At 62.5% G+C, this 26919-nt stretch carries 24 protein-coding genes and 1 tRNA gene; 21 read left to right on the top strand and 4 right to left on the bottom strand.

Annotation, left to right across the window (positions count from 1 at the left end; translation table 11 throughout):
• Window positions 1–44 precede the first annotated feature (44 nt).
• From argS to ACFPWW_RS02285, 12 genes are all read left to right on the top strand, one after another.
• Window positions 45–1802, top strand: a complete 1758-nt coding sequence (gene argS / locus ACFPWW_RS02340; RefSeq protein ID WP_112568223.1) for an arginine--tRNA ligase — start codon at window positions 45–47, stop codon at window positions 1800–1802.
• A gap of 61 nt (window positions 1803–1863) precedes the next feature.
• The gene (locus tag ACFPWW_RS02335) at window positions 1864–5178 is read left to right on the top strand and encodes an SPOR domain-containing protein (RefSeq protein WP_377310149.1); all 3315 of its coding nucleotides are present in this window, start codon (window positions 1864–1866) and stop codon (window positions 5176–5178) included.
• 108 nt (window positions 5179–5286) lie between these two features.
• Window positions 5287–6300, top strand: coding sequence for a beta-N-acetylhexosaminidase (gene nagZ / locus ACFPWW_RS02330; protein ID WP_377310145.1), 1014 nt, complete (start codon window positions 5287–5289; stop codon window positions 6298–6300).
• Window positions 6301–6325: 25 nt separating this feature from the next.
• Window positions 6326–7186, top strand: coding sequence for a segregation and condensation protein A (locus tag ACFPWW_RS02325; RefSeq protein ID WP_377310144.1), 861 nt, complete (start codon window positions 6326–6328; stop codon window positions 7184–7186).
• Between the two features lie 5 nt (window positions 7187–7191).
• A complete protein-coding gene (gene scpB, locus ACFPWW_RS02320) occupies window positions 7192–7911 on the top strand; it encodes an SMC-Scp complex subunit ScpB (RefSeq protein WP_377310418.1) in 720 nt (239 codons plus the stop codon).
• 183 nt (window positions 7912–8094) lie between these two features.
• Entirely contained in the window at window positions 8095–8286 is a 192-nt protein-coding gene (locus ACFPWW_RS02315) for a twin-arginine translocase TatA/TatE family subunit (protein WP_112568217.1), read from the top strand.
• Window positions 8287–8337: 51 nt separating this feature from the next.
• The gene (gene tatB / locus ACFPWW_RS02310) at window positions 8338–8964 is read left to right on the top strand and encodes a Sec-independent protein translocase protein TatB (RefSeq protein WP_377310142.1); all 627 of its coding nucleotides are present in this window, start codon (window positions 8338–8340) and stop codon (window positions 8962–8964) included.
• Window positions 8961–9788 (top strand): twin-arginine translocase subunit TatC, encoded by an 828-nt coding sequence (gene tatC, locus ACFPWW_RS02305; protein WP_112568213.1) that lies wholly within the window; start codon window positions 8961–8963, stop codon window positions 9786–9788. The genes tatB and tatC overlap by 4 nt, the downstream gene beginning before the upstream one ends.
• Window positions 9789–9881: 93 nt before the next feature.
• Window positions 9882–11165 carry a serine--tRNA ligase gene (gene serS / locus ACFPWW_RS02300; RefSeq protein WP_377310138.1) on the top strand — a complete coding sequence of 428 codons (1284 nt, stop codon included), beginning with the start codon at window positions 9882–9884 and terminating at the stop codon, window positions 11163–11165.
• 4 nt (window positions 11166–11169) lie between these two features.
• A complete protein-coding gene (surE, locus tag ACFPWW_RS02295) occupies window positions 11170–11943 on the top strand; it encodes a 5'/3'-nucleotidase SurE (protein ID WP_112568209.1) in 774 nt (257 codons plus the stop codon).
• The gene (locus ACFPWW_RS02290; protein ID WP_112568207.1) at window positions 11940–12593 is read left to right on the top strand and encodes a protein-L-isoaspartate(D-aspartate) O-methyltransferase; all 654 of its coding nucleotides are present in this window, start codon (window positions 11940–11942) and stop codon (window positions 12591–12593) included. Before surE ends, ACFPWW_RS02290 begins: the two co-directional genes overlap by 4 nt.
• Window positions 12594–12755: 162 nt before the next feature.
• Complete coding sequence (locus ACFPWW_RS02285) at window positions 12756–14369, top strand: peptidoglycan DD-metalloendopeptidase family protein (protein WP_377310137.1); 1614 nt, start codon at window positions 12756–12758, stop codon at window positions 14367–14369.
• A gap of 108 nt (window positions 14370–14477) precedes the next feature.
• Here the strand turns inward: ACFPWW_RS02285 and ACFPWW_RS02280 are convergent, their stop codons facing one another.
• Window positions 14478–15350 carry an ATP-binding protein gene (locus ACFPWW_RS02280; protein WP_112704891.1) on the bottom strand — a complete coding sequence of 291 codons (873 nt, stop codon included), beginning with the start codon at window positions 15348–15350 and terminating at the stop codon, window positions 14478–14480.
• 207 nt (window positions 15351–15557) lie between these two features.
• On the opposite strand from ACFPWW_RS02280, the gene yajC reads away from it, so the two are divergent.
• From yajC to ACFPWW_RS02255, 5 genes are all read left to right on the top strand, one after another.
• Window positions 15558–15905, top strand: coding sequence for a preprotein translocase subunit YajC (gene yajC, locus ACFPWW_RS02275; protein WP_007813582.1), 348 nt, complete (start codon window positions 15558–15560; stop codon window positions 15903–15905).
• A 43-nt stretch (window positions 15906–15948) separates the two neighbouring features.
• Complete coding sequence (secDF, locus tag ACFPWW_RS02270; protein ID WP_377310134.1) at window positions 15949–18468, top strand: protein translocase subunit SecDF; 2520 nt, start codon at window positions 15949–15951, stop codon at window positions 18466–18468.
• A gap of 4 nt (window positions 18469–18472) precedes the next feature.
• Window positions 18473–18859, top strand: coding sequence for an Mth938-like domain-containing protein (locus ACFPWW_RS02265; RefSeq protein ID WP_377310132.1), 387 nt, complete (start codon window positions 18473–18475; stop codon window positions 18857–18859).
• Window positions 18860–18862: 3 nt separating this feature from the next.
• Entirely contained in the window at window positions 18863–19711 is an 849-nt protein-coding gene (locus ACFPWW_RS02260; protein WP_377310131.1) for a phytoene/squalene synthase family protein, read from the top strand.
• A gap of 69 nt (window positions 19712–19780) precedes the next feature.
• Window positions 19781–20248, top strand: coding sequence for a hypothetical protein (locus tag ACFPWW_RS02255; RefSeq protein ID WP_112568195.1), 468 nt, complete (start codon window positions 19781–19783; stop codon window positions 20246–20248).
• 11 nt (window positions 20249–20259) lie between these two features.
• On the opposite strand, the gene trmFO is transcribed toward ACFPWW_RS02255, so the two are convergent.
• The 3 genes from trmFO to ACFPWW_RS02240 form a co-directional block, all read right to left on the bottom strand.
• A complete protein-coding gene (trmFO, locus tag ACFPWW_RS02250; RefSeq protein WP_112568193.1) occupies window positions 20260–21693 on the bottom strand; it encodes a methylenetetrahydrofolate--tRNA-(uracil(54)-C(5))-methyltransferase (FADH(2)-oxidizing) TrmFO in 1434 nt (477 codons plus the stop codon).
• A 198-nt stretch (window positions 21694–21891) separates the two neighbouring features.
• Window positions 21892–22035 carry a DUF1127 domain-containing protein gene (locus ACFPWW_RS02245; protein ID WP_112568191.1) on the bottom strand — a complete coding sequence of 48 codons (144 nt, stop codon included), beginning with the start codon at window positions 22033–22035 and terminating at the stop codon, window positions 21892–21894.
• A 293-nt stretch (window positions 22036–22328) separates the two neighbouring features.
• A complete protein-coding gene (locus ACFPWW_RS02240) occupies window positions 22329–22475 on the bottom strand; it encodes a DUF1127 domain-containing protein (protein WP_112568189.1) in 147 nt (48 codons plus the stop codon).
• 852 nt (window positions 22476–23327) lie between these two features.
• On the opposite strand from ACFPWW_RS02240, the gene ACFPWW_RS02235 reads away from it, so the two are divergent.
• The 4 genes from ACFPWW_RS02235 to tig all read left to right on the top strand — a co-directional run.
• Window positions 23328–24431 (top strand): DUF2157 domain-containing protein, encoded by a 1104-nt coding sequence (locus tag ACFPWW_RS02235; RefSeq protein WP_113499592.1) that lies wholly within the window; start codon window positions 23328–23330, stop codon window positions 24429–24431.
• Window positions 24428–25018 (top strand): GDYXXLXY domain-containing protein, encoded by a 591-nt coding sequence (locus ACFPWW_RS02230; protein ID WP_377310128.1) that lies wholly within the window; start codon window positions 24428–24430, stop codon window positions 25016–25018. The genes ACFPWW_RS02235 and ACFPWW_RS02230 overlap by 4 nt, the downstream gene beginning before the upstream one ends.
• A 153-nt stretch (window positions 25019–25171) precedes the next feature.
• Window positions 25172–25256 (top strand) — tRNA-Leu (locus ACFPWW_RS02225).
• A gap of 189 nt (window positions 25257–25445) precedes the next feature.
• Window positions 25446–26919 (top strand): trigger factor (gene tig, locus ACFPWW_RS02220; RefSeq protein WP_377310126.1); only part of this gene is annotated, 1474 nt, incomplete at its 3' end.

Genomic DNA, 26919 nt, shown 5'->3' with positions numbered 1-26919 from the left:
CCGCCGGCAAACCTGTTGGCACAGCCTGTGCATGGAAGAGTGCGATGAACCTTTTTACCGATTTTGAAGCCAGGATTAAAAACGCCCTTGAACAGCTCGATCTGGTCAAGGAAAAGCGATCCGAGCTCGATTTCGGCCGCATTGCCGTCGAGCCGCCGCGCGATGCGAGCCACGGCGATGTCGCGACCAACGCCGCCATGGTGCTTGCCAAGCCGCTCGGCACCAATCCGCGTGCGCTTGCCGAAATCATCATCGCCAAGCTGCAGGAAGACGCCGATGTCGCCGAAGTCTCGGTCGCCGGCCCCGGTTTCATCAACATCCGGCTCTCCGTCGGTTACTGGCAGCGCCTGCTTGCCTCGATGATCCAGTCGGGCACCGCTTACGGCCGCTCGGGCCTGGGGCAGGGCAGGAAGGTCAATGTCGAATATGTCTCGGCCAATCCGACCGGCCCCATGCATGTCGGCCATTGCCGTGGCGCCGTCGTCGGCGATGCGCTGGCGAACCTGCTTGCCTTTGCCGGCTATGATGTCGTCAAGGAATATTACATCAACGACGCCGGTTCGCAGATCGACGTGCTCGCCCGCTCCGTCTTCCTGCGTTACCGCGAAGCGCTCGGCGAAAAGATCGGCGAAATCCCGTCCGGCCTCTATCCCGGCGACTATCTGGTCCCGGTCGGGGAATCGCTTGCCGGCGAATATGGCGTGCGCCTGCACAACATGCCGGAAGAGCAGTGGATGCCGATCGTCAAGGATCGGGCGATCGAGATGATGATGGCGATGATCCGCGAGGATCTTGCCGCCCTCAACGTCCATCACGACATCTTCTTCTCGGAGCGTACGCTGCATGCCAATGGCGCGGCCGCCATCCGCACCGCCATCAACGATCTGACCTTCAAGGGCTATGTCTACAAGGGCACGCTGCCGCCGCCGAAAGGCCAGTTGCCCGAGGACTGGGAAGACCGCGAGCAGACGCTTTTCCGCTCGACCGAGGTCGGGGACGACATCGATCGTCCGCTCATCAAGTCGGACGGCTCCTATACCTATTTCGCCGCCGATGTCGCCTATTTCAAGAACAAGTTCGACCGCGGCTTCGACGAGATGATCTATGTGCTCGGCGCCGATCACGGCGGCTATGTGAAGCGGCTGGAGGCTGTTGCGCGCGGCGTTTCCGACGGTAAGGCCAAGCTGACCGTGCTGCTCTGCCAGCTCGTCAAGCTCTTCCGCAATGGTGAGCCGGTTAAGATGTCGAAGCGTTCGGGCGATTTTGTCACATTGCGCGACGTGGTTGATGAGGTCGGGCGTGATTCGGTCCGCTTCATGATGCTTTACCGCAAGAATTCCGAGCCGTTGGACTTCGATTTCGCAAAAGTAACGGAGCAATCGAAAGATAATCCGGTCTTTTACGTGCAGTATGCGCATGCCCGCTGCATGTCCGTCTTCCGGCAGGCGAAGGAAGCCTTCCCCGATCTTGCCCCGACGCCCGAGCTTTTGGCGCAATCCGTTGCAGGCATTACGGATTCGGCCGAATTGCAGCTCATTGCCAAGGCCGCGGAATTCCCGCGTGTCGTCGAAAGCGCGGCCCAGTCCCAGGAGCCGCATCGCATCGCTTTTTACCTCTATGATCTTGCCAGCGCCTTCCACGCCCACTGGAACAAAGGTAAAGATCAGACCGAATTACGATTTGTTAACGATAAGAACCGAGAATCGAGTATTGCCAGACTTGGGCTGGTGTACGCCGTCGCGTCGGTTTTGAAGTCGGGACTTGCCATTACGGGCACTGCCGCACCGGACGAAATGCGATAACGTCACCATTTCCCCACAATGCGCTGGCATTGAAGTGTTTGCGTTTTTGAGTGGGATGGGCATGGCTGATAAACGACTTGCGTATGATACGCGTGGAAAAGACGATATGTTTGCCGACGACGATCCGTTGGCAGAACTCGCTCGTATCGTCGGCTTTGAGCCTCGTGTTGCCGCCAATACCGTAAGTGATCCCGAACGACAGGAGCCCGCCCTCGATCTCGAGGACGAGCTTTTGCGCGAGTTCGAGCGTTACGATGCGCCGCGTCCCCTGGCTGCCCTCGATCATCCGGCTGAGCAGGTCGCTCAGGATGGTGATGCTTACGACTATGTCGAGCCGGTTCAGGAAGATGTGCCCTCCATCGGCGAAGAGCTCGTTCCTTCGGTTCTGGCCCATTTCGAGACGCCTGTCGTCGAGCCCGTATTTCCTGAAGAGGTTGCTGCCGCTCCCGAGGTGCCCGCACCGGAACCGGTTGCCGCCGAATGGGAGGCGCCTGCCGCCGCCGGCTGGGCTCCGGCTCCCTCGAAGCCTGTCGCCGTTTCCGCGGAGCCTCCGGTGACTTTCACGGCCTATGGTGGTGCTCGCGACCTGATCGAGGAGCTTGAGCTTTCGATCGGCAGCGCTCTTCCTGCCGCTCCGGTCGTCCAGCCGCCGGCGAAGGCGCCGCAGTGGTCGGCCGCCAGCATTCGCCTGCCGCTTGCCAATTTTCATGCGCCGCGTCGCGAAGAGCCGGTTCTTTCGGAGCCGGTCGCCGAACTGCCGGTTGCCGAGGTGCCCGTTGTTGAGCCGGCTCAGTCTGCGGTGGAAACCTTCGCCGTCGCTGACGCGTTTGTGGCCGAGCCGGAATTGACGGTCGAGCCCGAGCTTGTTGCGCCTGATGTGGCTGAAGAGGCTCCGGCTATTGCCGCGGTTGAAGCGGCAGATTTCGAGCCGGCTGCGGCATCCTTCGGTTTCCCGGCCGAGATTGACCGCCACGAAGACATTGCCCTTCCGCAAGAGCCCGTCGCAACCCTTGATGATGTCGCTGCTTTCGAGAAGCCGTCCGAGCCCGACAATGCCGGTTTCGATCTGGTTGCGGCTGCCGCCGAAGGCGATGTTCACGCCGATGCGGCCCTGACGGAAGCGCCGCCGGAGCCGGTCTTCGATGCGGATGCCTTCGATCTCGACGATCTCCTGGCGGACGTATCGCGTTATCCGGTGCCGCAGCGTTCCGCTGCCCCCATCGTATCGGAGCCTGTTGCCGCCGCGCCCGAGCCTGCTGCGCCGCAGCCGGCCGCGCCTGTTTTCCAGGCGCCCGTCTTTGAGGCCCCCGTGTTCGAGGCACCCGTGTTCGAAGCGCCTGTCGCTCGCGCGCCTGCGCAGCCGACGGTGATCGCGCCGGTGCCGATGAGCCGTGCGACGCCGGTTCTTCGCCAGCCGGAAGCACCGAAGCCGGTCGTTCGCGAACCGGTCGAGCCGGTCTCGCAGCCTATCGCGCCCGCACCTGTCGTCGCGCGTCAGCCGGAGCCGGAAGCCGAAGACCCCTTTGCCGGCCATGATTTCGAGCTGGACCTTGCCGGCATCGAGCTGGAACTCGCCGATCTCGACTTTTCCGAACCGGCTCCGCAGCCGAAGCCCGAGCCCGCGCGTGCTGCGGCACCCGTGGCTGCGGCGCAGCCCGCTCCGCGTCCGCAGCCTGCGCCGGTTTTCGCGCCGGAGCCGCAGCCTGCTCCGGTGAGCCGCGCCAAGCCGGCGCCGGCAGGCGAAACCACCGACGACCTGCCCTTCGACCCCTCGATGATCTCCGATCCGGAAGATCGTCCGGAAACGGTCGAGGACATGCATGTCCCGACGCTGCCGCCTGTCGAGCACCCGGAACCGGTCGCCAAGACCGCCGATTTCGATTTCGATCTCGATGCCGAGATCGCAAGCTTCTTCGAGCCTGCCAAGCGGCAGGAGAAGGCGCCGGCTGCCCCTGCCTGGGCGCCCCCGGCTGCTGCTGCAACGGCCGCCGCTGCGGCCAAGCCGGCGGGCAACGCCTTCGCCGACGGTCTTGATGATTTCGAACGGGCGCTGGAGGAGGATTTCCGCCGCAGCGTCCGTGAACCGGTCGAGCGCCGCGAGAATGTTTCCGAAGTCCGTATCGAATCCGCAAGCCAGACGGCGGATTTCAATCGCGCCCGCTCCATGCGCCGCCTCCTGGCGGCGGCCGCCATGCTGGTCGTCTTTGCCGGCGGCGCTTACGGCGTCTACAGCTGGCTGTCCAACGGTCCCGGCCTCAGCATCGTCGGCTCGGGCGAGCCGCGCGTCATTGCCGCCGATAAGGACCCGGTCAAGGTCGTGCCCGAAAATCCGGGCGGTAAGACCGTGCCGAACCAGGACAAGGCCGTCTATGACCGCGTTGCGGGTGCTGCCGAAGAGCCGAAGCAGAAGGCTCTCGTCTCCTCCGACGAACAGCCGGTCGATGTCGTCCAGCGAACGCTGACGCCGGAAGTCTCGCCCGATGACGATGAGGGCGGCGCCGATCCGGTTCTGCCGACCGCCGTCGGCGAGACGCAGGATCCGCGCCTGCTGCCTGACCATAATGCGACCGCGGATGCCTCCTCTGCCGATGACGGTGCCGCATCGTCCGTTTCGCCGCGCAAGGTCCGCACGATGATCGTCAAGCCGGATGGCACGCTTGTCGCCCGCGAAGAGCCGGCGCCTGCCGGGCAATCCGCACCGGCCGACGAAGTCGCTTCGGCCGCGCCTGCAGGTCAGCCTGCCGCAACACCGTCTGCCGCAAGCTTCCCGGCCAGCGCCGGCAATCAGGCTGCGTCTTCGGCGCTTCCCCCTGCCGAAACCGCACCTGCGGCCGAGCCGGCTCAGACCACGGCAAAGGCGGCCGAAGTGAACGCCGCCAACGCCGGCCAGGTCGATCCGCCGGTTCGCGAAGTCGCGACGACTGCGATCACCGATGCCGCATCCGCATCCGCTGCGCCGACGGATACGGCACCCGTGCCGATCGCCCGTCCGGCCGAGCAGCCCGTCAATGTCGTCGGCACCGTAACGGAAAACGGCAATGTTCGCCCGACAGCCCCGCAGAAACCGACCCAGGTTGCCTCTGCGCCGGCCGCCGCCGCCCAGCCGGCACAGCAGGCTCCGGCCGCCGCGAGCGGTGGCTACGGCATCCAGATCGCATCCTTGCCGTCGGAGGATGAGGCGAAGAAGTCCTATGCCAGCCTGTCGAAGAAATTCGCAGGCGTGCTCGGTGGCCGTGCCTATGAAATCCGCAAGGCCGATATTGCCGGCAAGGGCACGTTCTACCGCGTCCGTATCCCGGCCGGTTCCAAGGATGAAGCTGCCGCGCTTTGCGAGCAGTATCGCGCGGCCGGCGGCAGCTGCCTCATCTCGCGCTGAGCTTTTTCGACTGTCTGATCGGAGCGGCGGGCCTGTCCCGCCGTTCTTTTTTGTGGGATCGCGCTTGACCTCGCTCGCAATTCGCGGTGCAGCCCTTATGATTCGGGTATGAGCGAATCAAAAGCAATGATCCTTGGCTGCAGCGGCCTCAAGCTGACCGACGAAGAGAAGGCCTTCTTCAGGGCAGAGCGCCCGTGGGGCTTCATTCTCTTCGGGCGAAACATTTCCGAAGCGCAGCAGATCGCCGATCTCGTTGCCGAGCTGCGTGAATGCGTCGGCTGGCATGCGCCGGTGCTGATCGATCAGGAGGGTGGCCGCGTCCAGCGTATCCGCCCGCCGATCCTGCAGCACTATCCGCCGGGGCAGGCGCTCGGCGATCTCTATCGCCGCGACCGTGCCCTTGGCCTGCGCGCCGCCTGGCTGATGTCGCGCCTGCATGCCTTCGATCTGCGGAGGTTCGGCATCAATGTCGATTGCCTGCCGGTGCTCGACGTCCCGGTCGAAGGCAGCAACAATGTCATTGGCAACAGAGCCTATGGCGGCGATCCCGCAACCGTCACGGCGATGGGACGGGCGGCCGCGGAGGGCTTGAAAGCCGGCGGCCTGCTGCCGGTCATGAAGCACATGCCGGGCCACGGGCGCGGTTTTGCGGATTCGCATCTGGAGCTGCCCGTCGTCACCGTCTCTCGCGAGGAATTGCAGGCGCATGACTTCCCGCCCTTCGTCGCCATGAAGGATGAGCTGATGGCGATGACCTGCCATGTCGTCTTTACGGCCATCGATCCGGACAATCCCGCCACGACCTCCCGCAAGGTGATCGATCAGGTGATCCGCACCGAGATCGGCTTCCAGGGGTTGCTGCTTTCCGACGATACGTCGATGAATGCGCTTTCGGGCACGATCGGCGAACGTGCTGCGAATATCATTGCAGGCGGCTGCGATATCGTGCTGCATTGCAACGGCCATATGGACGAGATGCGTGAGGTCGTGGCAAATGTTCCGCCGCTCACGGGTGCTGCCCGAAAGCGGGCACGGATCGTCGAGGACGGGTTCCCGGCGCCGGACGCGACGGACGAGGCGGCGATAAGGGCAGAATTCGACGCCATGTTTGCAACGGCGTGACGGCGGCCGGAAAGGCAGGGTCAGGGTGAACACGATCAAGGGCACAGAGCGGTCACAGGCGGCGTCCACGCCGATGGACAAGCTGTGGCAGGAGAACGGCTCGGAGCGTGCCACCCATGAACCCCCGCTCGTGATCGATGTCGCCGGCTTCGAAGGCCCCCTCGACCTGCTGCTTTACCTTGCCCGCAACCAGAAGGTCGATCTGTCGCGCATTTCCGTCCTTGCCCTTGCCGAGCAATATCTGCAGTTCATCGAAAGCGCCCGGCGTATCCGCATCGAGCTTGCCGCCGATTATCTCGTGATGGCCGCCTGGCTTGCCTACCTGAAATCGCGGCTGCTGATCCCGCAGCAGGTCAAGGACGACGGCCCCTCGGGCGAGGAGATGGCCGCGACGCTGGCCTTCCGCCTCAAGCGGCTGGAAGCGATGCGTCAGGTGGCCGACGGCCTCGTCAATCGCAACCGGCTCGGACGCGACATTTTCGCCCGCGGTGCGCCTGAGCACATCCCGGCCCGCCACCAGTCCGATTATGACGCCAATCTCTACGATCTCCTGAGTGCCTACGCGGCCTTGCGCCAGCGCCATGCGATCACGCAGGTGACGATCGAGCGGCGCAATGTCTGGTCGCTGACCGATGCCCGCGAACTGCTGACCCAGATGATCGGCGACATCGTCGATTGGACCGCGCTCGAACAATACCTGCTGCGCTACCTTGCAAGCCCTGCCGAGCGCGTTACCGCCGTCGCCAGCGCCTTTGCCGCTTCGCTTGAGCTGGTGCGCGAAGGCAAGCTCGAAATCCGCCAGGACGGCGCCTTCCAGCCGATCTATATGCGTCGCGGCCCGAAACATGCCACCTTGCAGGTGGTCGAACAGGAGCAGTCGGATTGATCGACGTGCGAGACGATGATTTTGAGGGCGAGGACGGGGAAGGCGAGGGCGAGGGCATTGTCCGCGATCTGCAGGCCGAGATAGAGGCGGAGCGCATAGCCGAAGCTTTGGTTTTCGCCTCCGCCCAGCCTGTATCGGAAGCTTTCATCACCGATCGCCTGCCGAAAGGATTCGACGCGCACGCGGTCATGCTGCGCCTGAAGGACCAGTACGCGCCGCGCGGCGTCAATCTCGTGCAGGTCGACGATGCCTGGGCCTTCCGCACGGCTGCCGATCTCTCCTTCGTCATCCGCCGTGACGAAAACGAGGTGAAGAAGCTTTCCCGCGCCGCCCTCGAAGTGCTGGCGATCATTGCCTATCACCAGCCGGTGACGCGCGCCGAAATCGAGGATATCAGAGGCGTCCAGACTTCGCGCGGCACGCTTGACGTGCTGATGGAGGCGGGCTGGGTGCGTTTCCGCGGCCGTCGCCGCACGCCGGGCCGGCCCGTTACGCTCGGCACGACGCGGGATTTCCTCGACCATTTCGGCCTTGAGGAACTGCGTGACCTGCCGGGCCTCGAAGAACTCAAGGGCGCCGGCCTGCTCTCCGGCCGCATCCCCGCCAATTTCAACATACCGTCCCCCCTCATGAACGACGAGCTGACCGAGGACGAGGATCCGATTACACAACTGGACCTTGAAGAGCTTGGACTGCTCGCCCCCGGCGGTGCCGCTGAAGACTAGCGAAGGTTGGTCTTGCTTTTGCCATGCGCGCGCAAAACAATGTCAATCACTACTTTTCGATGGATGAATGGCTTGTCACAAAGGCCGATACCGTGACATTAAGCTCAATCCAGAAGGATTGATGTTGGAAACCGTATCGGAAATTCTTACATCGAGGGAACACCGCAACAGGGAGTATGCGTAATGGGTTCTTTTAGCATGTGGCACTGGCTGATCGTCCTGGTCATCGTGCTGTTGTTGTTCGGTCGCGGCAAGATCCCGGAACTGATGGGCGACGTTGCCAAGGGCATCAAGAGCTTCAAGAAGGGCATGAACGACGAGGACGCGCCGGAAGCCGCAAAGACCGTCGATCACAAGGCCGACGAAACGAAATAACCACGTACGGGAAAGGGCGCAGCCCCCGCGCCGCCCGTTCAGGAGCCTTGCATGTTCGATATTGGCTGGACCGAGCTCTTGGTTATCGCGGTCGTTCTGATCGTGGTTGTCGGTCCGAAGGATCTGCCGCCGATGCTGCGCGCTTTCGGCAAGATGACGGCACGTGCCCGCAAGGTGGCGGGCGAGTTTCGCGCGCAATTCGACGAAGCGCTGCGCGAAGCCGCACTTGACGACGTGCGCCGCACGATCAGCGACGCCCAGCAGCTCAATCCGGTCAACAGCCTGCGCGAGGCGATGAACCCGCTGCGCCAGATGGGCAACGAGATCAAGGCCGATCTGCAGAACGCGACAAGGGTCGACAAGCCGGCAGAGCAGGCCGCGGAGAACAAGACGGAAGTCCCGCCCGCGGACGTATCGGCGCCGGCGCCGTCTCTGAGCCTGCCGGAAACGCCGCCGGTCGTGCCTGCACCGCAGCCGGTCGCCGCCGCAACCGTCGCGCCCGTTGCCGTGGCGGAAAAGCCGAAGCCCGTGCGCAAGCCGCGCGTGAAGGCGGCGGACAAGGCCGATGCCGCCGCACTGGTGGCCGCGCCGGCCGAAAAGCCGAAGCGGGTCGCCGCGGCCAGGAAGCCGACCGAAGTCAAAAAGCCGGCGGCCAAAAAGAAGAAGGATGAGGCATGAGCGGTGATATCGAAGACAAGCCGCAGCCGTTGATCGAGCACCTGATGGAGCTGCGCACGCGGCTGATCTGGTCGATCGGCGCGTTCTTCCTCGCCTTTATCGCGTGCTTCATCTTTGCCAAGCACATCTTCAACTACCTCGTCTATCCCTACAAGCTGGCTGTCAGCTGGGCGCATCTCGATGTCGACAAGGCACAGCTGATCTATACGGCGCCGCAGGAATTCTTCTTCACGCAGGTCAAGGTCGCCATGTTCGGCGGTCTTGTCATCGCGTTCCCGATCATTGCCGCGCAGATCTACAAGTTCGTGGCGCCCGGCCTCTACAAGAACGAACGTCAGGCCTTCCTGCCGTTCCTGATCGCCTCGCCGATCCTGTTCCTCATGGGCGGTGCGCTGGTCTATTTCTTCTTCACGCCCATGGTCATGTGGTTCTTCCTGTCCATGCAGCAGGCGCCCGGCCATGATGAAGTGGCGATCTCGCTTCTGCCGAAGGTTTCGGAATATCTGAGCCTCATCATGACGCTGGTCTTCTCCTTCGGCCTCGTCTTCCAGCTGCCGGTCATCACCACTCTTCTGGCCCGCGTCGGCCTTCTGACGTCGCAGTGGCTCGCCGAAAAGCGCAAGTTCGCGATCGTGCTTGCCTTCGTGGTCGCCGCGGTGCTGACGCCGCCCGATCCCATGTCCCAGATCGGTCTTGCGCTGCCGACGATCCTTCTCTACGAGATTTCCATCTACGCGGCACGACTCGTGGAGCGTCAGCGTTCCAAACAGGCGCTTGAAGAGGCCAGTGAATCCTCCGAGGTCGCCAAGACGGACAGCGTCTGAGCGCGTCACGACATTTCTCCGAGTTCTGCCGTTTCCCATCCGGTCGGGGGTTTCCCGACCGGTTCATGTCTGTTGAAACGATCTGGAACGACGATGCTCGATATCAAATGGATCCGTGAGAATCCCGAGGCTCTCGATGCCGCCCTTGCAAAGCGCGGCGCGGAACCTCTGTCGCAATCTCTCATCGCCCTTGACGAAAAGCGCCGCTCCGCCGTGCAGAAGACGCAGGACCTGCTCTCCCGCCGCAACGCCGCCTCCAAGGAGATCGGCGCCGCCATGGCGCAGAAGAACACCGAGCTTGCCGACAAGCTGAAGGCCGAGGTCGCAGAGATCAAGGAAACGCTGCCGGCCGCCGAAGAGGAAGAGCGCGCGTTGTCCGCCGAGCTCAACGACCAGCTCTCGCGTATCCCGAATGTGCCGCACGACGACGTGCCTGTCGGCAAGGACGAGCACGACAATGTCGTGACCCGCATCGTCGGCGAAAGGCCGCGCTGGAACCATGCGCCGAAGGAGCATTTCGAAATCGGCGAAGCGCTTGGCTATATGGATTTCGAACGCGCCGCCAAGCTTTCCGGTGCGCGCTTCACGGTCCTCACCGGGCCTCTGGCCAGGCTGGAACGCGCGCTCGGTCAGTTCATGATCGACCTGCATACGAAAGAGCATGGCTATACCGAAGTTTCCTCGCCGCTGATGGTGCGCAGCGAGGCGCTGTTCGGCACCGGCAACTTGCCGAAGTTTGAGGAAGATCTCTTCAAGACGACGGATGGCCGATATCTCATTCCGACTGCGGAAGTGACGCTGACGAACCTGGTGCGTGAGGAAATCCTCGAGCAGGAGAAGCTGCCGCTGCGCTTTACCGCGCTCACTCCCTCCTTCCGTTCGGAGGCAGGCTCCGCCGGCCGCGATACCCGTGGCATGCTGCGCCAGCACCAGTTCTGGAAATGCGAGCTGGTCTCCATCACCGACGCAGAGAGTTCGCTCGCCGAGCACGAGCGGATGACGGCCTGCGCCGAGGAAGTGCTGAAGCGCCTCGGCCTGCATTTCCGCACGATGACGCTCTGCACGGGCGATATGGGTTTCGGCTCGCGCAAGACCTACGACCTCGAAGTCTGGCTGCCGGGTCAGAACACCTTCCGCGAAATTTCGTCCTGCTCCGTCTGCGGCGATTTCCAGGCGCGGCGCATGAACGCCCGCTATCGCGGCAAGGACGACAAGGCGACGAGGTTCGTTCACACGCTGAACGGCTCCGGCACGGCTGTCGGCCGCTGCCTGATCGCCGTTCTCGAAAATTATCTGAACGAGGATGGTTCCGTCACGATTCCGGACGTTTTGCTGCCCTATATGGGCGGCCTGACGAAGATCGAACGGGCGGCCTGAGAGAATGCGCATCCTGCTGACGAATGACGACGGTATTCATGCCGAAGGCCTGGCTGCGCTGGAACGGATCGCAAGGGCGCTTTCCGACGATGTCTGGATCGTCGCCCCTGAAACGGACCAGAGCGGTCTTGCCCATTCGCTCAGCCTTTCGGAGCCGCTGAGGCTCCGGAAGATTTCCGACAAGCACTATGCGCTGCGCGGCACGCCGACCGATTGCGTCATCATGGGCATCAAGCAGGTGCTCGACATCAAGCCGGATCTCGTGCTGTCAGGCGTCAATTCCGGTTCCAACGTTGCCGACGACGTCACCTATTCCGGCACGATCGCCGGTGCCATCGAAGGCACGATGCAGGGCGTACGCTCCTTCGCGCTCAGCCAGGCCTATGTTTACGACAATGGCGCCCGGCTTCTGCCCTGGGAAGTGTGCGAGGCGCACGCGCCTGCGCTGCTCGAGAAGCTGATGACGGTCGATCTGCCCGAGGGCACCTTCCTCAACCTCAACTTCCCGAACTGTCGTCCCGAAGACGTTGAAGGTGTCGAAGTGACGTCGCAGGGCAAGCTCGCCTTCAACCTGCAGGTCGATGCGCGCACGGATGGCCGCGGTTTTCCCTATTACTGGCTGAAATTCGGCGAACGTGCCGGCGCCTTTACCGAGGGCAGCGATATCCACGCCCTCAAGCATAATAAGATTTCGGTAACACCTTTGAAACTGGATCTGACCGATTATTCCGTGACGGACCGCGTGGCGCAGGTCCTCGGAAACGGAGTAAAGGCTTGACGGCAAAACTGGCCGAGAAGGAAGGCTTCGCAGCGCTGGTCCTCAGACTGCGCGCGGAAGGCATTTCCGACATCGATCTGCTGACGGCTGTCGAGCAGACGCCGCGCTCGCTGTTTGTGCCACCGCAATTTATCGAGAATGCGTATTCCAGCCGCACGATCCCGATCGAATGCGGCTCCTTTCTGGAAGGCGTCGATTTCGCCGTCCGTCTCCTGCATCATCTGAAGGTCCGTCCCGGCCAGCGCGTGCTCGAAATCGGCACAGGCAGCGGCTTCACGGCGGCGGTCATCGGTCGCATTGCGGAACGCGTGCTGACGGTCGATCGCTACAAGACGCTGACGCTCTCGGCCCAGCGCCGCATGGAAGCCCTCAGCCTGCGCAGCGTCATCATCCGTCAGGCCGATGGCAGCAACGGCATGCAGGGCGAGGGCACGTTCGACCGCATCCTGGTCACGGCAGCCTTCAACTCCATGCCGCGCTTCTACGCCGATCAGCTCGTCTCCGGCGGCTCCATGATCGCGCCGCTGATGATCTCCGAGAACGAATGCCGCATGGTGCGGCTGACGAAGACCGGCAGCCGCTTCGAGCGGGAAGAGCTTTTCGATGCTCCCTATCTGCCGATTGTGCCACGGCTTGCCTCGCAGCTTTAGATCTGCAGGCGGCAAGGCCCGGCGGGCTATGATTTTTCGCCCGCAAACTTATGGTTATCAAGTTCTCAAAAATATAGCCCTGATTCCAGCGCCTTAACCGCATGGTAACACTAACGCGCTTTAATAGATTCACAAATGGTTGCGTTCTAAGTGGGTCGAGTCATGCGTTTCAGTCTTTCGCCGAAGTTCGGGAAATCGGCCGGCAATTTTCTGGTCGTCGCCTTGCTGGCGAGTGCGGCTACGGGCTGCAGCTCCGATGTAACACGTTTCGGCAGTCTCTTTTCCTCCTCCGGGCAGGATCAGATGACGACGAATTCGATCCCGCGCAGGAGTTTCAACGGGCCGCAGGGCGACCCGGTGCCACGCGCCGATCTCGGCGGCTCGGCCATGCAGCCGGCTTACGCCCGCAACGATGCGATGAGCCAGCCCTATCCGGGTCGTCCGAGCTATGATCCGGCCGTCGGCTCCGGCTCCGCTGCGCGGATGGCATCCGCACCGGTTTCCATTCAGCGCTCCGAACTTGCACCGCCGAGCGCAGGGTCCGTCTCGCCCCGTCAGCGGGAAAGGGACGTCGCTCTCGCCCAGCCGTTCCCGGCCGCTCCGAAGCCCGATCGCATCGCTCCGGCAGGTGCAAATGCGCCGAAGGTCGTTCCCGATACGCTGACGACGGGCACGACGCCGAAGGTTTCCGGCTGGTCGGCGACCAATGCGCCCTCCGTCACGCTGCGTCCCGGTGAAAATATCGCCGTCCTTTCCCGCCGCTACGGTGTTCCGGAAAAGGAAATCCTGCGTGTCAACAATCTGAAGACGGCGTCTGCCGCCCAGCCCGGCCAGTCGATCCTCATCCCGACCTTCAATGGCGGCAACAATGCCGCCAAGGCCGCGGCCCAGTCTGCCGATCTTTCCAAGCCCGGCAACCTGCCGCAGCCGACGAAGGGCCAGGAGCAGAAGGTTGCCGTGGTTCCCGGCGCCAACTCCGTCCGCGACAAGACCGTCGCAAGCGCAGACCCGCTGGGCAAGGCACCGGCCGGCGGCGGCAAGAATCCGAATGGCGCTGCAGGCACCTATACGGTCAAGCAGGGTGACTCGCTTGCCAAGATCGCCAAGGCGACAGGCGCCGATATCGACGACATCAAGGCGGCCAACAATCTGTCGGCAAGCTCGATCCGCATCGGACAGGAACTGAAGATCCCGAACGGCGCGGCCCCTGCCGATACGATCAAGACCGCCTCCATCCCGGCGCAGAAGGCCGAGCAGGCCAAGCCCGCCCAGCCTGCCGCCGCTCCGGTCCAGACGGCTTCCGCCCAGCCGGCGCCCTACAAGGCTCCTGCCGCCACGCAGACGGTCGACGATGTCGAGAAGAAGTCCGACGTCAGCGCCGCCGCACCGGAAGCCACGGGTATCGGCAAATATCGCTGGCCGGTTCGCGGTCAGGTGATCGCCGCTTACGGCGCCAACGTCAACGGCAGCCGCAACGACGGTATCGATATCTCGGTTCCGCAGGGCACGCCGATCAAGGCAGCCGAAAACGGCGTCGTCATCTATGCCGGCAACGGCCTGAAGGAACTCGGCAACACGGTTCTCGTCCGCCACGACGATGGCACCGTCACCGTCTACGGCAATGCCGATACGCTGAGCGTCGCCCGCGGCCAGAAGATCCAGCGCGGCCAGACGGTCGCCGTCTCGGGCATGAGCGGCAACGTCAAGCAGCCGCAGGTCCACTTCGAGGTTCGCAAGGATGCCTCTCCGGTCAACCCCATGACCTTCCTGGAATAGTCAGAGCGCAGATTTCCTGAGCAGGTAGAGCGTCCCAGGAACATGCAAAAGCCCGGCCAGCCGCCGGGCTTTTGTCGTTTTGAAGCTATCGCGAAAATATGCGGCGGTTCAGGCGCGGTCGAGATGGACGCGCATGCGGCCGGCGAGATCCTGGATATACTGCCAGGCCACACGGCCGGAGCGGGCGCCGCGGGTGGTGGCCCATTCCAGCGCCTCGGCATGCATTTTCTCGCGCTCCAGGCCGAGCTTGAAGTGCTCGGCATAACCGTCGATCATCGTCAGATAATCTTCCTGGCTGCACTTGTGGAAGCCGAGCCACAGGCCGAAACGATCCGACAGAGACACCTTCTCCTCGACGGCTTCGGACGGATTGATGGCTGTCGACTGCTCGTTTTCCATCATGTGGCGCGGCAGCAGGTGGCGCCGGTTGGAGGTTGCGTAGAACAGCACATTGTCCGGGCGACCTTCGACACCGCCGTCGAGCGCCGCCTTCAGCGACTTGTAGGCGGTATCGTCATGGTCGAAGGACAGGTCGTCGCAGAAGACGATGACGCGATGCGGCGTGTCCTTGAGCAGGTCGAGGAGCGTCGGCAGGCTGGCAATATCCTCACGATGGACCTCGACGAGCTTCAGCGACACACCGCTCTCGCGGCGCACGTCTTCATGCACGGCCTTGACCAGCGAGGACTTGCCCATGCCGCGCGCGCCCCAGAGCAGCACGTTGTTGGCCGCATAGCCCTCGGCAAAACGCACGGTGTTTTCATGCAGGATGTCGCGTACGTGATCGACGCCGCGGATGAGCTTCAGCGCCACGCGATTGGGGCGCTGGACGGGCTGCAGATACTGCCGGGCAGGGGACCAGACGAAACAGTCTGCGGCGTCCCAGTCGTTGGCGGCGGCTGCGGGGCCGGCCAGCCGTTCGACCGCATCAGCAAGTCTCTTCAGCTCCTGAAGCAGAACGCTATTGATTTCCTCGGCCATCGGGTGCCTCCTTGATAGATCGCAGCGATTATCCGCTTTCGTTTTTGATGCCGGGTAGCATGGCCTTTCCACAGCGGAAAGGTTATGAGGCAGCGGAATCGGTACGGTTTCCGGCTGTTTTTGTTGCATTCATCAAGGCTGCAACTATAGTCCGGCGACTTGAAAAGAGAGGCGGGGTTCCGCCGCCCACAGCCTGAGGAGCTTAGCATGTTTATCACCCCGGCATTTGCCCAGAGCGCAACCGACGCCACGAGCGCTTTCGGCGGCTCAGGCCTCGAAATGATCATCCTGTTCGTGCCGCTGATGGTGGTCTGGTATTTCCTGCTGATCCGCCCGCAGCGCGCGCAGGCCAAGAAGCGCGAGGAAACCCTGAAGGCGATCCGTCGCGGCGACCAGATCGTCACCGGCGGCGGTCTTGTCGGCAAGGTTACGAAGGTTGTCGATGAGAAGGAAGTGGAAGTCGAAATCGCCGAAGGCGTGCGTGTGCGCATCGTCCGTACCGGCATTTCCGAAGTCCGCGTGAAGGGCGAGCCGGTCAAGGCAGACGCTGCATAACATGCGATAGCAACACCTGCCGGGTCGGAAGATAGTCGAGAGAATGCACCATTTTTCCCGCTTGAAAACACTTCTGATCTGGCTGGTTGCGATTGCCGCAATTATCGTCGCTGCGCCCAATCTTCTCAGCCAGGCGCAGCTCTCCTCCCTGCCGGGCTGGTTGCGGCAGGCCCGCGTCACCCTCGGTCTCGATCTGCAGGGCGGCTCCCATATCGTCCTGCGCCTCGAACGCTCCGACATCATCCGTGATCGGCTCGAGGCAACTGTTGCCAGCGTTCGTGATGCGCTCCGCGGCGCCGGCATCCGCTATACCGGCCTTACCGGGACCGCGCAGACCGTGACCGTGAAGATCACGGATACGGCGCAGCTTGAAGCCGCGGCCGGCCTCCTGAAATCGCTGACATCGGCCAATATCTCGCTGCAGCAGAGCAATGACGGCCAACTGACGCTGCAGATCTCCGACAAGGCGATCGATGCCGACACCGTTGTTGCACGGACCCGCTCGCTCGATATTGTCGCCCGCCGCATCGCCGGTTTCGGCAAGCAGGACTTTGTCGTTCGTCCCGACGGGGACGACCGCATCGCCGTCCAGGTGCTGGGCGCCGTCGATGCCGAACGGCTGAAGAACCTGCTGAACGAGCCCGCCGCGCTCTCCTTCCATCTTATCGATGAAAGCATGACCGGCCAGCAGGCGCTTGCCGGCCGCTGGCCGGCGACATCGCAGGTGCTCTATTCGCTGGACGACCCGCCGGTTCCCTACCTCATCGATCGCACGGTGATCGCGACAGGCGCCGATTTTGCCGAGGTCGATACGAAGACGGACCCGCAGACTGAGGACGGCGCGATCGTCTATCGCCTGAACGACGAGGCCGCGAAGCGTCTGGCGCGGGCAACGACAGATAATGTCGGAAAACATCTTGCCATCGTCTTCGACGACCAGGTGATGGCAGACCCGGTCATCGAGGCGCCGATCACGGACGGCAGCGGCGAAATATCGGCCAATTTCTCCGAAGAGGGCGTTCAGGATCTGGCCGTCATGCTGCGGGCCGGCGCATTGCCTGCGACGCTGACATCGGTGGAGGAACGCACCGTCAGCCCGGTCTTCGGCTCCGAATCCGTCTTCTCAGGTCTCGTCGCCGGCATCGTCGCCGTCGTGCTCGTCGCAGCGCTCATGATCGCGCTCTACCGCATGCTCGGCATTATCGCCGTCGTGTCGCTGGCCTTCAATCTGGTGCTGATCGTCGCCGTGCTCAGTCTTTCGGGCGCCATATTGACGCTTCCGGGCATTGCCGGCCTCGTGCTGATCGTCGGCATGGCCGTGGATTCCAATGTGCTGATCTATGAGCGTATCCGCGAAGAGGAGAGGGTGGCGCATGCCACCTTCGCCCAGGCGGTCGGGCGTGGCTTCTCGCGCGCCTTCGCGACGATCGTCGATGCCAATGTCACGATCTTCATCGCGGCGGTCATTCTGTTTTTCGTCGGCAGCGAATCCATCCGCGGCTTTGCCGTGACGCTGGCGGTCGGCATCCTCACGACCATCCTGACGGCCTTCACGTCGACGCGCGGCCTCGTGGCCGCGTGGCTTGCAAGGCGCCATCCGCGCCATCTGCCGAAGAGCGCGCTGACCGGGTTGTTCGAGCATGCCAATATCCGCTTCATGGGCATCCGCCGCTATGTCTTCACGGCATCGGCAGCACTTTGCATCGCCGCCATGCTTGCCTTCGCAACGGTCGGCCTCCAGCTCGGCATCGACTTTACCGGCGGTTCGCTGATCGAGGTCACGGCGAAGCAGGGCAATGCCGATCTTGCCGATCTGAGCGCCCGCCTCAACGAACTGAACCTCGGACCGGTGCGTGTCGAGCCGATCGGCGATGCCGCCAACGCCCTTATCCGTGTCGGCTCGCAGGACGGCGGCGAAAATGCCGAGCAGTCGGTTGCGACATTCATTCGCGGCGAACTCGCCGACGACTACGATTTCCGCCGCGTGGAAGTGGTGGGGCCGGCCGTCTCCGGCGAACTGACGATGCTGGCGACATCGGGCATCCTGGCCTCGCTGTTTGCCATCCTCGTCTATATCTGGATTCGCTTCGAATGGCAGTTCGCGGTCGGCGCAATCGTCGCGACGCTGCACGACGTCATCATCATGCTCGGCCTCTTCGTGCTGACCGGCATGGAATTCAACCTGACGAGCGTGGCAGCCCTTCTGACCGTCGTCGGCTATTCGCTGAACGATACCGTGGTCGTCTACGACCGCATGCGCGAAAACCTGAAACGCTACAAGAAGATGCCGCTGCCGATCCTGATCGACGCGGCGATCAACCAGACGCTGTCGCGCACTATTCTGACGGCCGCCACGACCCTGCTTGCGCTGCTTGCGCTTTACGTTTTCGGCGGCGCCGTCATCCGCTCCTTCACCTTCACCATGCTCTTCGGCGTTGCGCTTGGAACATTCTCCTCCATCTATATAGCGGCGCCCGTTCTCATCATCTTCCGGCTGCGCCAGGAGACCGGTGACGGGGACGAGGGCGACATCAGCATGAAATCCGGCAAGCCGGCGGTATAGATACATGGCAAAAGGCATTGAAATCCGCGACGCCCATTTCCCGGGCCGCGCTCCCATCGACACCTATGGCAATGGCGGCTTCCGCTTTGCGGACATGTCGCATCGCGGCTCCATCCTCTGCCTGCCCTCGGGCATTCACGGCTGGGACATGGACATGACGAAGCCGCTGTCGGTGGAGAATTTCCGCCGCGTGCTCGATGAAGCCGCCGATATCGAGGTGCTGCTCGTCGGCACCGGCACGGAGCTGCGCCGCCTGCCTGCAGAACTGCGCGCGGCGCTCAAGACGCGCGGCATCTCTTCCGACCCGATGAGCACGGGTGCCGCCGTGCGCACCTTCAACATCATGCTTTCCGAACAGCGTGCCGTCGCCGCCGCCCTGATCGCGGTCTGAAACATGGCCGATCCGAAGACGAACCAGGAGATCAGCCTGGCGACGCTGCGCGATACCGATCGCGACCGCTACCTTGCGTGCCTGCTGTCTCCAGAGGATAAGCGCGGCGCGCTCGCCGCCCTCTATGCGTTCAATGCGGAACTTGCCCGCATCCGCGATCTCGTGCACGAACCTCTGCCCGGCGAAATCCGCATGCAATATTGGCGCGATCTTCTGGAGGGCAATGCGCGCGGCTCGACAGAGGCCAATCCGCTCGCCGCGGCCCTTCTTTCGACTGTCGAGGCGCATCGGCTCCCGCGCCAGACGCTGGTCAATATGACGGAGGCGCGGATCTTCGATCTCTACGACGACCCGATGGAAAGCCGAACCTCGCTGGAAGGCTATGCGGGCGAAACGGCTTCGGCCCTCATCCAGCTTGCGGGCCTGATCCTTTCGCCCGAGGACGCCATGAACTGCGCCGATGCCGCCGGTCACGCCGGCGTGGCGCAGGCCATTTCCGGCATGCTGCTGCTGATGCCGCTGCACCGCCGCCGCGGCCAGCTCTATATCCCGCTTGAAATCCTCAAGGCGACGGGCCTCGACCGCGAAACCTTCCTGGCCGGTGCGGACAAGCTGCGTATTTCCGCAGCCGTCGAGGCCTTTGCCGGGCTTGGCCGCGACCATCTTGCCAAGGCGAGGGCGGCTGCCATTCCGCCGTCCGTGCTGCCTGCCTTCCTGCCGGCAACGCTTGCGGAACCGGTGCTGGTGAAGGCGCAGAAGCGGGGTGCGGCCGTTCTGGAGGTCTCGCTGCAGCAGCCGCAATGGCGCCGCCAGCTGCGCATGGCTTTTGCCGGCATGCGCAAGAAAATCTGATGACGGTCAAACTCGCGCAAGTCTCGCGCGTTATGTCTGCGACGACCCCATTTTAAACGGAGACATCGCGTGGGCATTATCGTCTGGTGCGTTCTTTTCGCCATCGTCGTCTTCTTCGCCTTCGTGGCGACGCGCATGGCTGCTCAGAACAAGGAGGATGGCCTGCACGATACGGGCCTCGCCATCATCGAATTTGGCCGTGCATTTCCCAACGAAGCGATCCGCCAGCTACAGGCGACCGTGGACGGCCAGGCCGTCTTCGTGCGTCTGCATGACAACAAGGCCGGCTTCATGCGCAACATGTCGCGCCACTTCGCATGCCATCTGATCGAGCCGGGAACGGTGCGGGTTCTCGCCTCCGAGACGGGCCGGGGGCTGAGCATCGAATTTGTCAATGCGCCCTCGCACAACGGCACCTATGAGTTCGCCTCGGCCAAGGAGGCGTCGGAAGTCTCGCTCTGGCTGCTCGGCAACTATGTCGCCGAGCCGGACAAGGAATTGCCTGCGCCGAACAGCACGGCGGCAAACGGGCATTAACCGCGGTAATCTCAGGCGCTTTCGGCGAGCTTGACGTCCTGACCCAGCCAGGCGGCGCAATCGGCAAGCGCCCGCTTGGCAATCAGCTGCCGCTTCATGATCGTCTTGTCCTTGCCGCGGAAGCGCTTGATGCCTTCCGGCTTGACGATCGAACCCGGCTGCAATTCCGGAAACAGGCCGAAATTGATGTTCATGGGCTGGAACGAACGCTTGCCCGGCTCCTCGTCGGTGACGAGATGGCCGCCGGTAATGTGGCCGAGCAGCGAGCCGAGCGCAGTCGTTGCCGGCGGAAGCGAAACCGCCTCGCCCTTGCGCTCCGCAGCCGCAAAGCGGCCGGCCAGCAGCCCGACGCTTGCGCTTTCCACATAACCTTCGCAGCCGGTGATCTGACCGGCAAAACGCAGGCCCGGACGCGATTTCAGCATCAGCGACGGGTCGAGAAGTGTCGGAGAGTTGATGTAGGTGTTGCGGTGCAGGCCGCCGAGGCGGGCGAATTCGGCATTCTCCAGGCCGGGGATCAGGCGGAAGATCTCCGCCTGCGCACCATATTTCAGTTTCGTCTGGAAACCGACCATGTTGTAGAGCGTGCCGAGCGCATTGTCCTGGCGAAGCTGCACGACGGCATAGGCCTTCACGGAGGGGTTATGCGCGTTGGTCAGGCCCATCGGCTTCATCGGCCCGTGGCGCAGCGTTTCGCGTCCGCGCTCGGCCATCACCTCGATCGGCAGGCAGCCGTCGAAATAGGGCGTGCCTTCCCACTCCTTGAAGCCCACCGTATCGCCGGCGATGAGGGCGTCGACGAAGGTGTTGTACTGCTCTTCGGTCATCGGGCAGTTGATATAGTCCTTGCCGGTGCCGCCGGGGCCGACCTTGTCGTAACGCGACTGATACCAGCAGATATCCATGTCGATGCTGTCTCGATAGACGATGGGCGCGATGGCGTCGAAGAAAGCGAGCGAATCCTCGCCCGTTTCCGCCTGGATGGCGCTCGCAAGCGACGGCGCCGTCAACGGCCCGGTGGCGATAATGGCGAGATCCCACTCTTTGGGCGGCAGACCGGAGATTTCTTCGCGCACGACCGTGATCAGCGGATGCTCGTGGATCGCCTTGGTCACGGCATCGGAGAAGCCGTCGCGGTCGACGGCCAGCGCGCCGCCCGCCGGCACCTGATGTCTGTCGGCCGAAGCCATGATCAGCGAGCCGGCCATGCGCATTTCCGCATGGATGACGCCGACGGCATTGCTGGTCGCATCGTCCGAGCGGAAGGAATTGGAACAGACGAGCTCGGCAAGCCCGTCGGTCTTGTGGGCATCGGTGCCGCGCACGCCGCGCATTTCGTGCAGGATCACCGGCACGCCGGCGTTGGCGATCTGCCAGGCGGCTTCGGAACCGGCCAGTCCGCCGCCGATGACATGAATAGGGGAATAGGAGGAGTTCTTGCTCATTGGCGGCTGATATCACGCCAGCCCACACGATCCAACAGCAGAATCAAAAACGGCGCTTCCGGCACCGTAACGTGATCGGCCCGGCCCACTGAACCGGCATCGGGCCGGTTTGCCGAGGTTGCGATTGGTGCGATCAGGACCCGAAAACGAAAACGGCGCCCGATGGCGCCGTCTTGGGGAACGTCTCGTTCGCGTTTATTAGCGGAACGAACGCGATGCGATGTTGCGGATGTCGTAGCGGCTGACGCCGATGTCGGCAAGCGTCTGGTTGGACAGGTTGCCAAGTTCGTTGAGCGTGCGGCGGTAGCTAATCCAGCTCTTTGCAATGCGGATCGGGTTCATGGTCTCTTCCTCAGATGTCTTGCGCAGGCGGCAGGATCGCCGTCTCTGCGGTTGACCTTTATATAGTCGCGGTCCCCGAAATTGTGCAGTGCAAATAAGAGGCGTCTGCTATGCAAATGTGCAATCGGATGCCCGGTAAATATGCAGAGCGCGATTTTTGAGCGGGCTAAGAATTAACGTTTCCGCAACCTTTGCGGCAATCTGGACGACCGGGAAAAAGAAAACGCCCGCTGCGAGGGCAGCAGGCGTTTTGGGAAGGCAATCTGCTTGGGAGGAGCAGCGATTACCTGTACTTAGCGGGCGGCAGCTTCGCGAGCAACGCGATGGATGTCCGAGCGGTCGATGCCGAGGTCATGCAATTCGCGGTTGGTCATGCGGCCGAGTTCGGTAACGGTCTGACGATACTTGCGCCAGTTGTTGAACGAGCGAGAGAAGTTCATGTTAATCCCCTTTCCTAGGGCTTGATCCTGCCAGCAGCCTGTCTTCGGCGCTGACCTCTATTTGATGACCAGAATATATGTTGCGGCGCGAAGAACTAACAGAGCCAAGATTTCAAGCCACCTATGCGTGATTCGCAAACCTCAGCCCTCGATTTACACGCTTTGGCCGTTTTCTGGTCAACGAATAGGCAGAATGATTTTTTCGCGAACGGGTGTTTTCGCGAAGCAATATTTGGCCGGCTTCGGGTCCGTGAAGAGCGTTTTCCTGCACATGCCTTTTCGCGGTGCGTTTTGCAGAACGTGAGCGGGCCGGCGGTTGCGGCAAGGTCGCGCCGGCAGCCGATACGACTTAACGAAGCCTTCACCATAACTCGCGGGAAAGCCCGGAAAGGCGGGGCGCTAATCGTTTAATCACCTGTTAAGCAAAACGCCCACCGGGGGAGGATCCGGTGGGCGTCATGATGGTGACTGGCAACTGGGAGGAGGAGTGTTGCCAGTCTATCGCAGGGCGCTGGGAGGAGGAGTGCGCGTCTGCGAATCTCGTCACGGACATATGGTCCGCAGGCATCCGGAAAACCGGGCCGGGGCGCCATCCCCGTGCTTCGACATGCAGGTAAATAGTATGACTTTTGATGATTTTGCAGTGCAATATCTTCATGAGGGCTATGCGGTTCATGCATGCCTCTTCGCCGGCCCTTATATATTGCCAATATTGCGGTTAGTGTTTCGTTAACGCCTGATGCGAATTAGGCCAATGAGGAAATTGCATATTTGCAAGGCTGGCGTTTCCGCGGGCCGATCCTGCGCTATAAAGGCGAAAGCCGATAATGACGGAACGATGCGGGGGTGGGCATGTATCGCGGCAGGTTGGAGCGGGATCTCTCGCTCTGGGTGGAGAAGGGACTTCTTGAGGCGAAGGCGGCTGAAGCTCTGCTTGCCGAATATGATGCGCGTCCGGCAAGTTTCAGCCTCGGCCGCGTATTGATGGGGCTGGCAGCCGTGCTGCTCGGCGCGGCGCTGTTGCTGCTTGTCGCCTCCAATTGGGAATATATCCCGCGCCTTGTCCGTGTCGGCCTGATGCTGGCGCTGATCTGGGCCGTTCACATCGGCGCGGCGCTCCTTCTCCTGCGTGGCGCGCTCGCAACGGCCGGCGGCCTGCTCGTCATCGGCGCGCTGAGTTTCGGCGGTGCCATCTCCCTTGTCGGCCAGATGTATCACCTGTCCGGCGACGAGCAGACGGTCATGTATCTCTGGTTTGCCGTCGCCACCGTTTCGGCAATTCTGTTCCGCTCTGCGGCCGTGACCGTCGTCGCCGGCTTTCTTTCCTGGGCCTCCTTCGCGGTCTATCTCGAGAATTTCGATACCCGCTGGTTCGGCTTCGGCCCCTATGTGCCGCTTGTCATGGCAGCTGTCGTCATCGGGCTCGTGCGTTTCACCGGCGCGGAGCGGGCGCGCCATCTTGCCTATCTGCTCGTGGTCGGCTGGCTCGCCTGGCTCTACGTCGTTGTTGACGAGATTTCCGTAGCGATCGCCTTCGCGGCCCTCGGCATGCTGGCCTTCCTGCTGACCGCCTTGCCTGTCCGCCCGATTTCCGCGCTCGTCGGAACCGCGGGTGCCGCGCCGGCATTCTATAGTTTCCTCGTCGCAATCATGGGACTGCTCCTGCTTCACACGGAATTGGACGAAGGCGCCCCCATGGTCGTGATCGGCCTGCTGACGCTTGCCGCCGCTGTTGCGGCGATCGTGCTGCACGGCCGCGACAATGGCGCCGTCCGCTACCTGGCCTATGGCGCCTTCGCCGCCGAGATGCTCTATCTGGCCTCGGTGACGGTCGGCACGATCCTCGGCACGTCGAGCCTCTTCCTGTTTTCGGGCCTGGTGGTCGCAGCCGTCGCCTGGGTCGTCATCCGCCTTGAAAAACGCTTCGCGGCAGGCCGCGTGGAGGAACGCGCATGAGCTTTGCCTTCGCAAGACCGCAACCCGGCCGCTTCTATATTCTTGCCGCGATCCTCGTCGCCGGGCTGCAGACGCTGATCCTCGGTTACGTGATCCAGAGCAGGGCTTCGATCCTGGCAAACGGTACGGAAGTTCTGCTCAAGACGGCCCCGGTCGATCCGCGCGATTTCCTGCGTGGCGACTATGTGGTGCTGAACTACGACATATCGTCGGTCCCGGTCTCGACGATCACCGGTGGCATTCCGGCGCAGGCCGGCGAGCAGACCCTTTGGGTACGCCTCAGGCGCCAGCAGGACGGCTTCTGGGGCATCGTCGAATCGTCGTTCGGGCCGCTGCCGGCAGCCGCAGATACGGTCGTGCTGCGCAGCCTGCCCTTTTACAGCTATGGTCCCGATAGCGGCGATACCATCCGGGTCGAATACGGGATAGAGCGTTACTACGTGCCGGAAGGCGAGGGCAAGCCGCTGGAGGAGGCCCGTAACGAGGGCGACGTTTCCATTGCCGCCAGCGTGTCTTCCTCCGGTGCCGCGCAGATCCGCAGCCTCGTGGTGGACGGCAAGCCGGCCTATGAGGAGCCTCTCTATTGAGACCCCGCGCGGCTGGCGGGAAGGTCGCGCTTTGGGCCGCAAATCCCTGTCATTTGCCGTTCATTTTTCCTTTGCCTGTTCTAAATCGGGTGATATAGAGACGCCGCGCTCGGAAGGCCTCATGCGCAGGCATATGCATGCGGTTTCGCGAACGCGGGTATGGTGAAATTGGTAGACACGCCAGATTTAGGTTCTGGTGCCGCAAGGCGTGGGAGTTCAAGTCTCTCTACCCGCACCAGACTGCCTTGCAGCGCGGGAGGACTGGGAACTTCATAGTCTCGGATACCCGAAAAGCGAGTGCTGTTCCGCTTCAGGCGGAACGAACAGGAATTGAGAAAAAAGCCACGTGCGGCAGTTGGCCGGCGTCGTGCTCACCGAAACGAACGGCGTCTGGGCACGGCCGCCACTGAAATGAAGGTAGGAAGACATGCAGGTTATCGAAACGCTCGCTGAAGGGCTGAAGCGCGAAATCAAGGTCGTTATCCCGGCCAAGGACATGGAAAACAAGCTGAACGAGCGCCTTGCCGACGTAAAGGACAAGGTCCGCATCAACGGCTTCCGTCCGGGCAAGGTTCCGGCCGCGCACCTTAAGAAGGTCTACGGCAAGTCCATCATGGCCGATCTCGTCAACGAGATCGTTCGCGACCAGCCGACCCAGATCCTGTCTAGCCGTGGCGAAAAGTCGGCGACCCAGCCGGAAATCAACATGACGGAAGACAAGGACGAGGCAGACAAGATTCTCGCTGCCGAGCAGGATTTCGAGTTCACCCTGTCCTACGAAGTTCTCCCGCCGATCGAACTGAAGTCGAACAAGGGCATCAAGGTCACGCGCGAAGTCGTCGACATCTCCGACGATGAAGTCAACGAACAGGTTCTCAAGGTCGCTGAAAGCGCCCGCGACTACACCGAAAAGAAGGGCAAGGCCGCCAACGGCGATCGCGTCAAGATGGACTATGTCGGCAAGGTCGGCGGCGTTGCCTTCGACGGCGGCACCGATCAGGACGCCGAACTGGTTCTCGGTTCCGGCCGCTTCATTCCGGGCTTCGAAGACCAGCTGGTCGGCGTCAAGGCTGGCGACGAGAAGACCATCACCGTAACCTTCCCGGCCGACTACCCGGCCAAGAACCTCGCCGGTCAGGAAGCGACTTTCGACGTCACCGTCAAGGAAGTTGCCGCTCCGGCTGATGTCGAAATCAACGACGAACTCGCCAAGAAGCTCGGCCTCGAATCCGCCGATCGCCTCAAGGAAATCGTCCGCGGCCAGATCGAATCCCAGTACGGCTCGCTGACGCGTCAGAAGCTGAAGCGCCAGATTCTCGACCAGCTCGACGAGATGTACAAGTTCGAAACCCCCTCCAAGCTCGTCGAAGCCGAATATAACGGCATCTGGAGCCAGGTCAGCAACGACCTCGCACAGTCCGGCAAGACCTTCGAAGACGAAGACACGACCGAAGAGCAGGCACGCGAAGAATATCAGAAGCTCGCTGAGCGTCGCGTCCGCCTCGGCCTCGTTCTCTCCGAAATCGGCGAAAAGGCCGGCGTCGAAGTTTCCGAAGACGAAATGCAGCGCGCCATCTATGAGCAGCTGCGCCAGTATCCGGGCCAGGAAAAGCAGATCCTCGAGTTCTTCCGCAGCCAGCCGGGTGCCGCAGCCTCGATCCGCGCTCCGATCTTCGAAGAGAAGGTCATCGATCACCTGCTGACCGAAATCGACGTCACCGACAAGAAGGTGACGAAGGAAGAGCTGCTCGCCGACGAAGAGGGCGAAGCTTCCGAAAAGGCCGACGCCAAGAAGGCTGCTCCCAAGAAGAAGGCTGCCGCCAAGGCCGAGGCTTCTGCCGAAGGCGAAGAAGCTGCGCCGAAGAAGAAGGCCGCTCCGAAGAAGAAGGCTTCCGAGGACA

Source organism: Rhizobium sp. GCM10022189 (assembly GCF_042656325.1).
Classification (GTDB): domain Bacteria; phylum Pseudomonadota; class Alphaproteobacteria; order Rhizobiales; family Rhizobiaceae; genus Rhizobium.
The sequence above is the reverse complement of the archived record's forward strand: the minus strand, read 5'-3'. Positions and strand labels throughout refer to the sequence as shown.

Coding starts and splice junctions, on each gene's coding strand:
- ACFPWW_RS02260 (WP_377310131.1), top strand. CDS start 18,863: ATGGCCGATCCGAAGACGAACCAGGAGATCAGCCTGGCGACGCTGCGC.
- nagZ (WP_377310145.1), top strand. CDS start 5,287: ATGAGCGAATCAAAAGCAATGATCCTTGGCTGCAGCGGCCTCAAGCTG.
- ACFPWW_RS02230 (WP_377310128.1), top strand. CDS start 24,428: ATGAGCTTTGCCTTCGCAAGACCGCAACCCGGCCGCTTCTATATTCTT.
- yajC (WP_007813582.1), top strand. CDS start 15,558: ATGTTTATCACCCCGGCATTTGCCCAGAGCGCAACCGACGCCACGAGC.
- tatC (WP_112568213.1), top strand. CDS start 8,961: ATGAGCGGTGATATCGAAGACAAGCCGCAGCCGTTGATCGAGCACCTG.
- secDF (WP_377310134.1), top strand. CDS start 15,949: ATGCACCATTTTTCCCGCTTGAAAACACTTCTGATCTGGCTGGTTGCG.
- surE (WP_112568209.1), top strand. CDS start 11,170: ATGCGCATCCTGCTGACGAATGACGACGGTATTCATGCCGAAGGCCTG.
- argS (WP_112568223.1), top strand. CDS start 45: ATGAACCTTTTTACCGATTTTGAAGCCAGGATTAAAAACGCCCTTGAA.
- tatB (WP_377310142.1), top strand. CDS start 8,338: ATGTTCGATATTGGCTGGACCGAGCTCTTGGTTATCGCGGTCGTTCTG.
- ACFPWW_RS02265 (WP_377310132.1), top strand. CDS start 18,473: ATGGCAAAAGGCATTGAAATCCGCGACGCCCATTTCCCGGGCCGCGCT.
- ACFPWW_RS02335 (WP_377310149.1), top strand. CDS start 1,864: ATGGCTGATAAACGACTTGCGTATGATACGCGTGGAAAAGACGATATG.
- serS (WP_377310138.1), top strand. CDS start 9,882: ATGCTCGATATCAAATGGATCCGTGAGAATCCCGAGGCTCTCGATGCC.
- ACFPWW_RS02240 (WP_112568189.1), bottom strand. CDS start 22,475: ATGAACTTCTCTCGCTCGTTCAACAACTGGCGCAAGTATCGTCAGACC.
- ACFPWW_RS02280 (WP_112704891.1), bottom strand. CDS start 15,350: ATGGCCGAGGAAATCAATAGCGTTCTGCTTCAGGAGCTGAAGAGACTT.
- ACFPWW_RS02235 (WP_113499592.1), top strand. CDS start 23,328: ATGTATCGCGGCAGGTTGGAGCGGGATCTCTCGCTCTGGGTGGAGAAG.
- ACFPWW_RS02245 (WP_112568191.1), bottom strand. CDS start 22,035: ATGAACCCGATCCGCATTGCAAAGAGCTGGATTAGCTACCGCCGCACG.
- ACFPWW_RS02285 (WP_377310137.1), top strand. CDS start 12,756: ATGCGTTTCAGTCTTTCGCCGAAGTTCGGGAAATCGGCCGGCAATTTT.
- trmFO (WP_112568193.1), bottom strand. CDS start 21,693: ATGAGCAAGAACTCCTCCTATTCCCCTATTCATGTCATCGGCGGCGGA.
- ACFPWW_RS02315 (WP_112568217.1), top strand. CDS start 8,095: ATGGGTTCTTTTAGCATGTGGCACTGGCTGATCGTCCTGGTCATCGTG.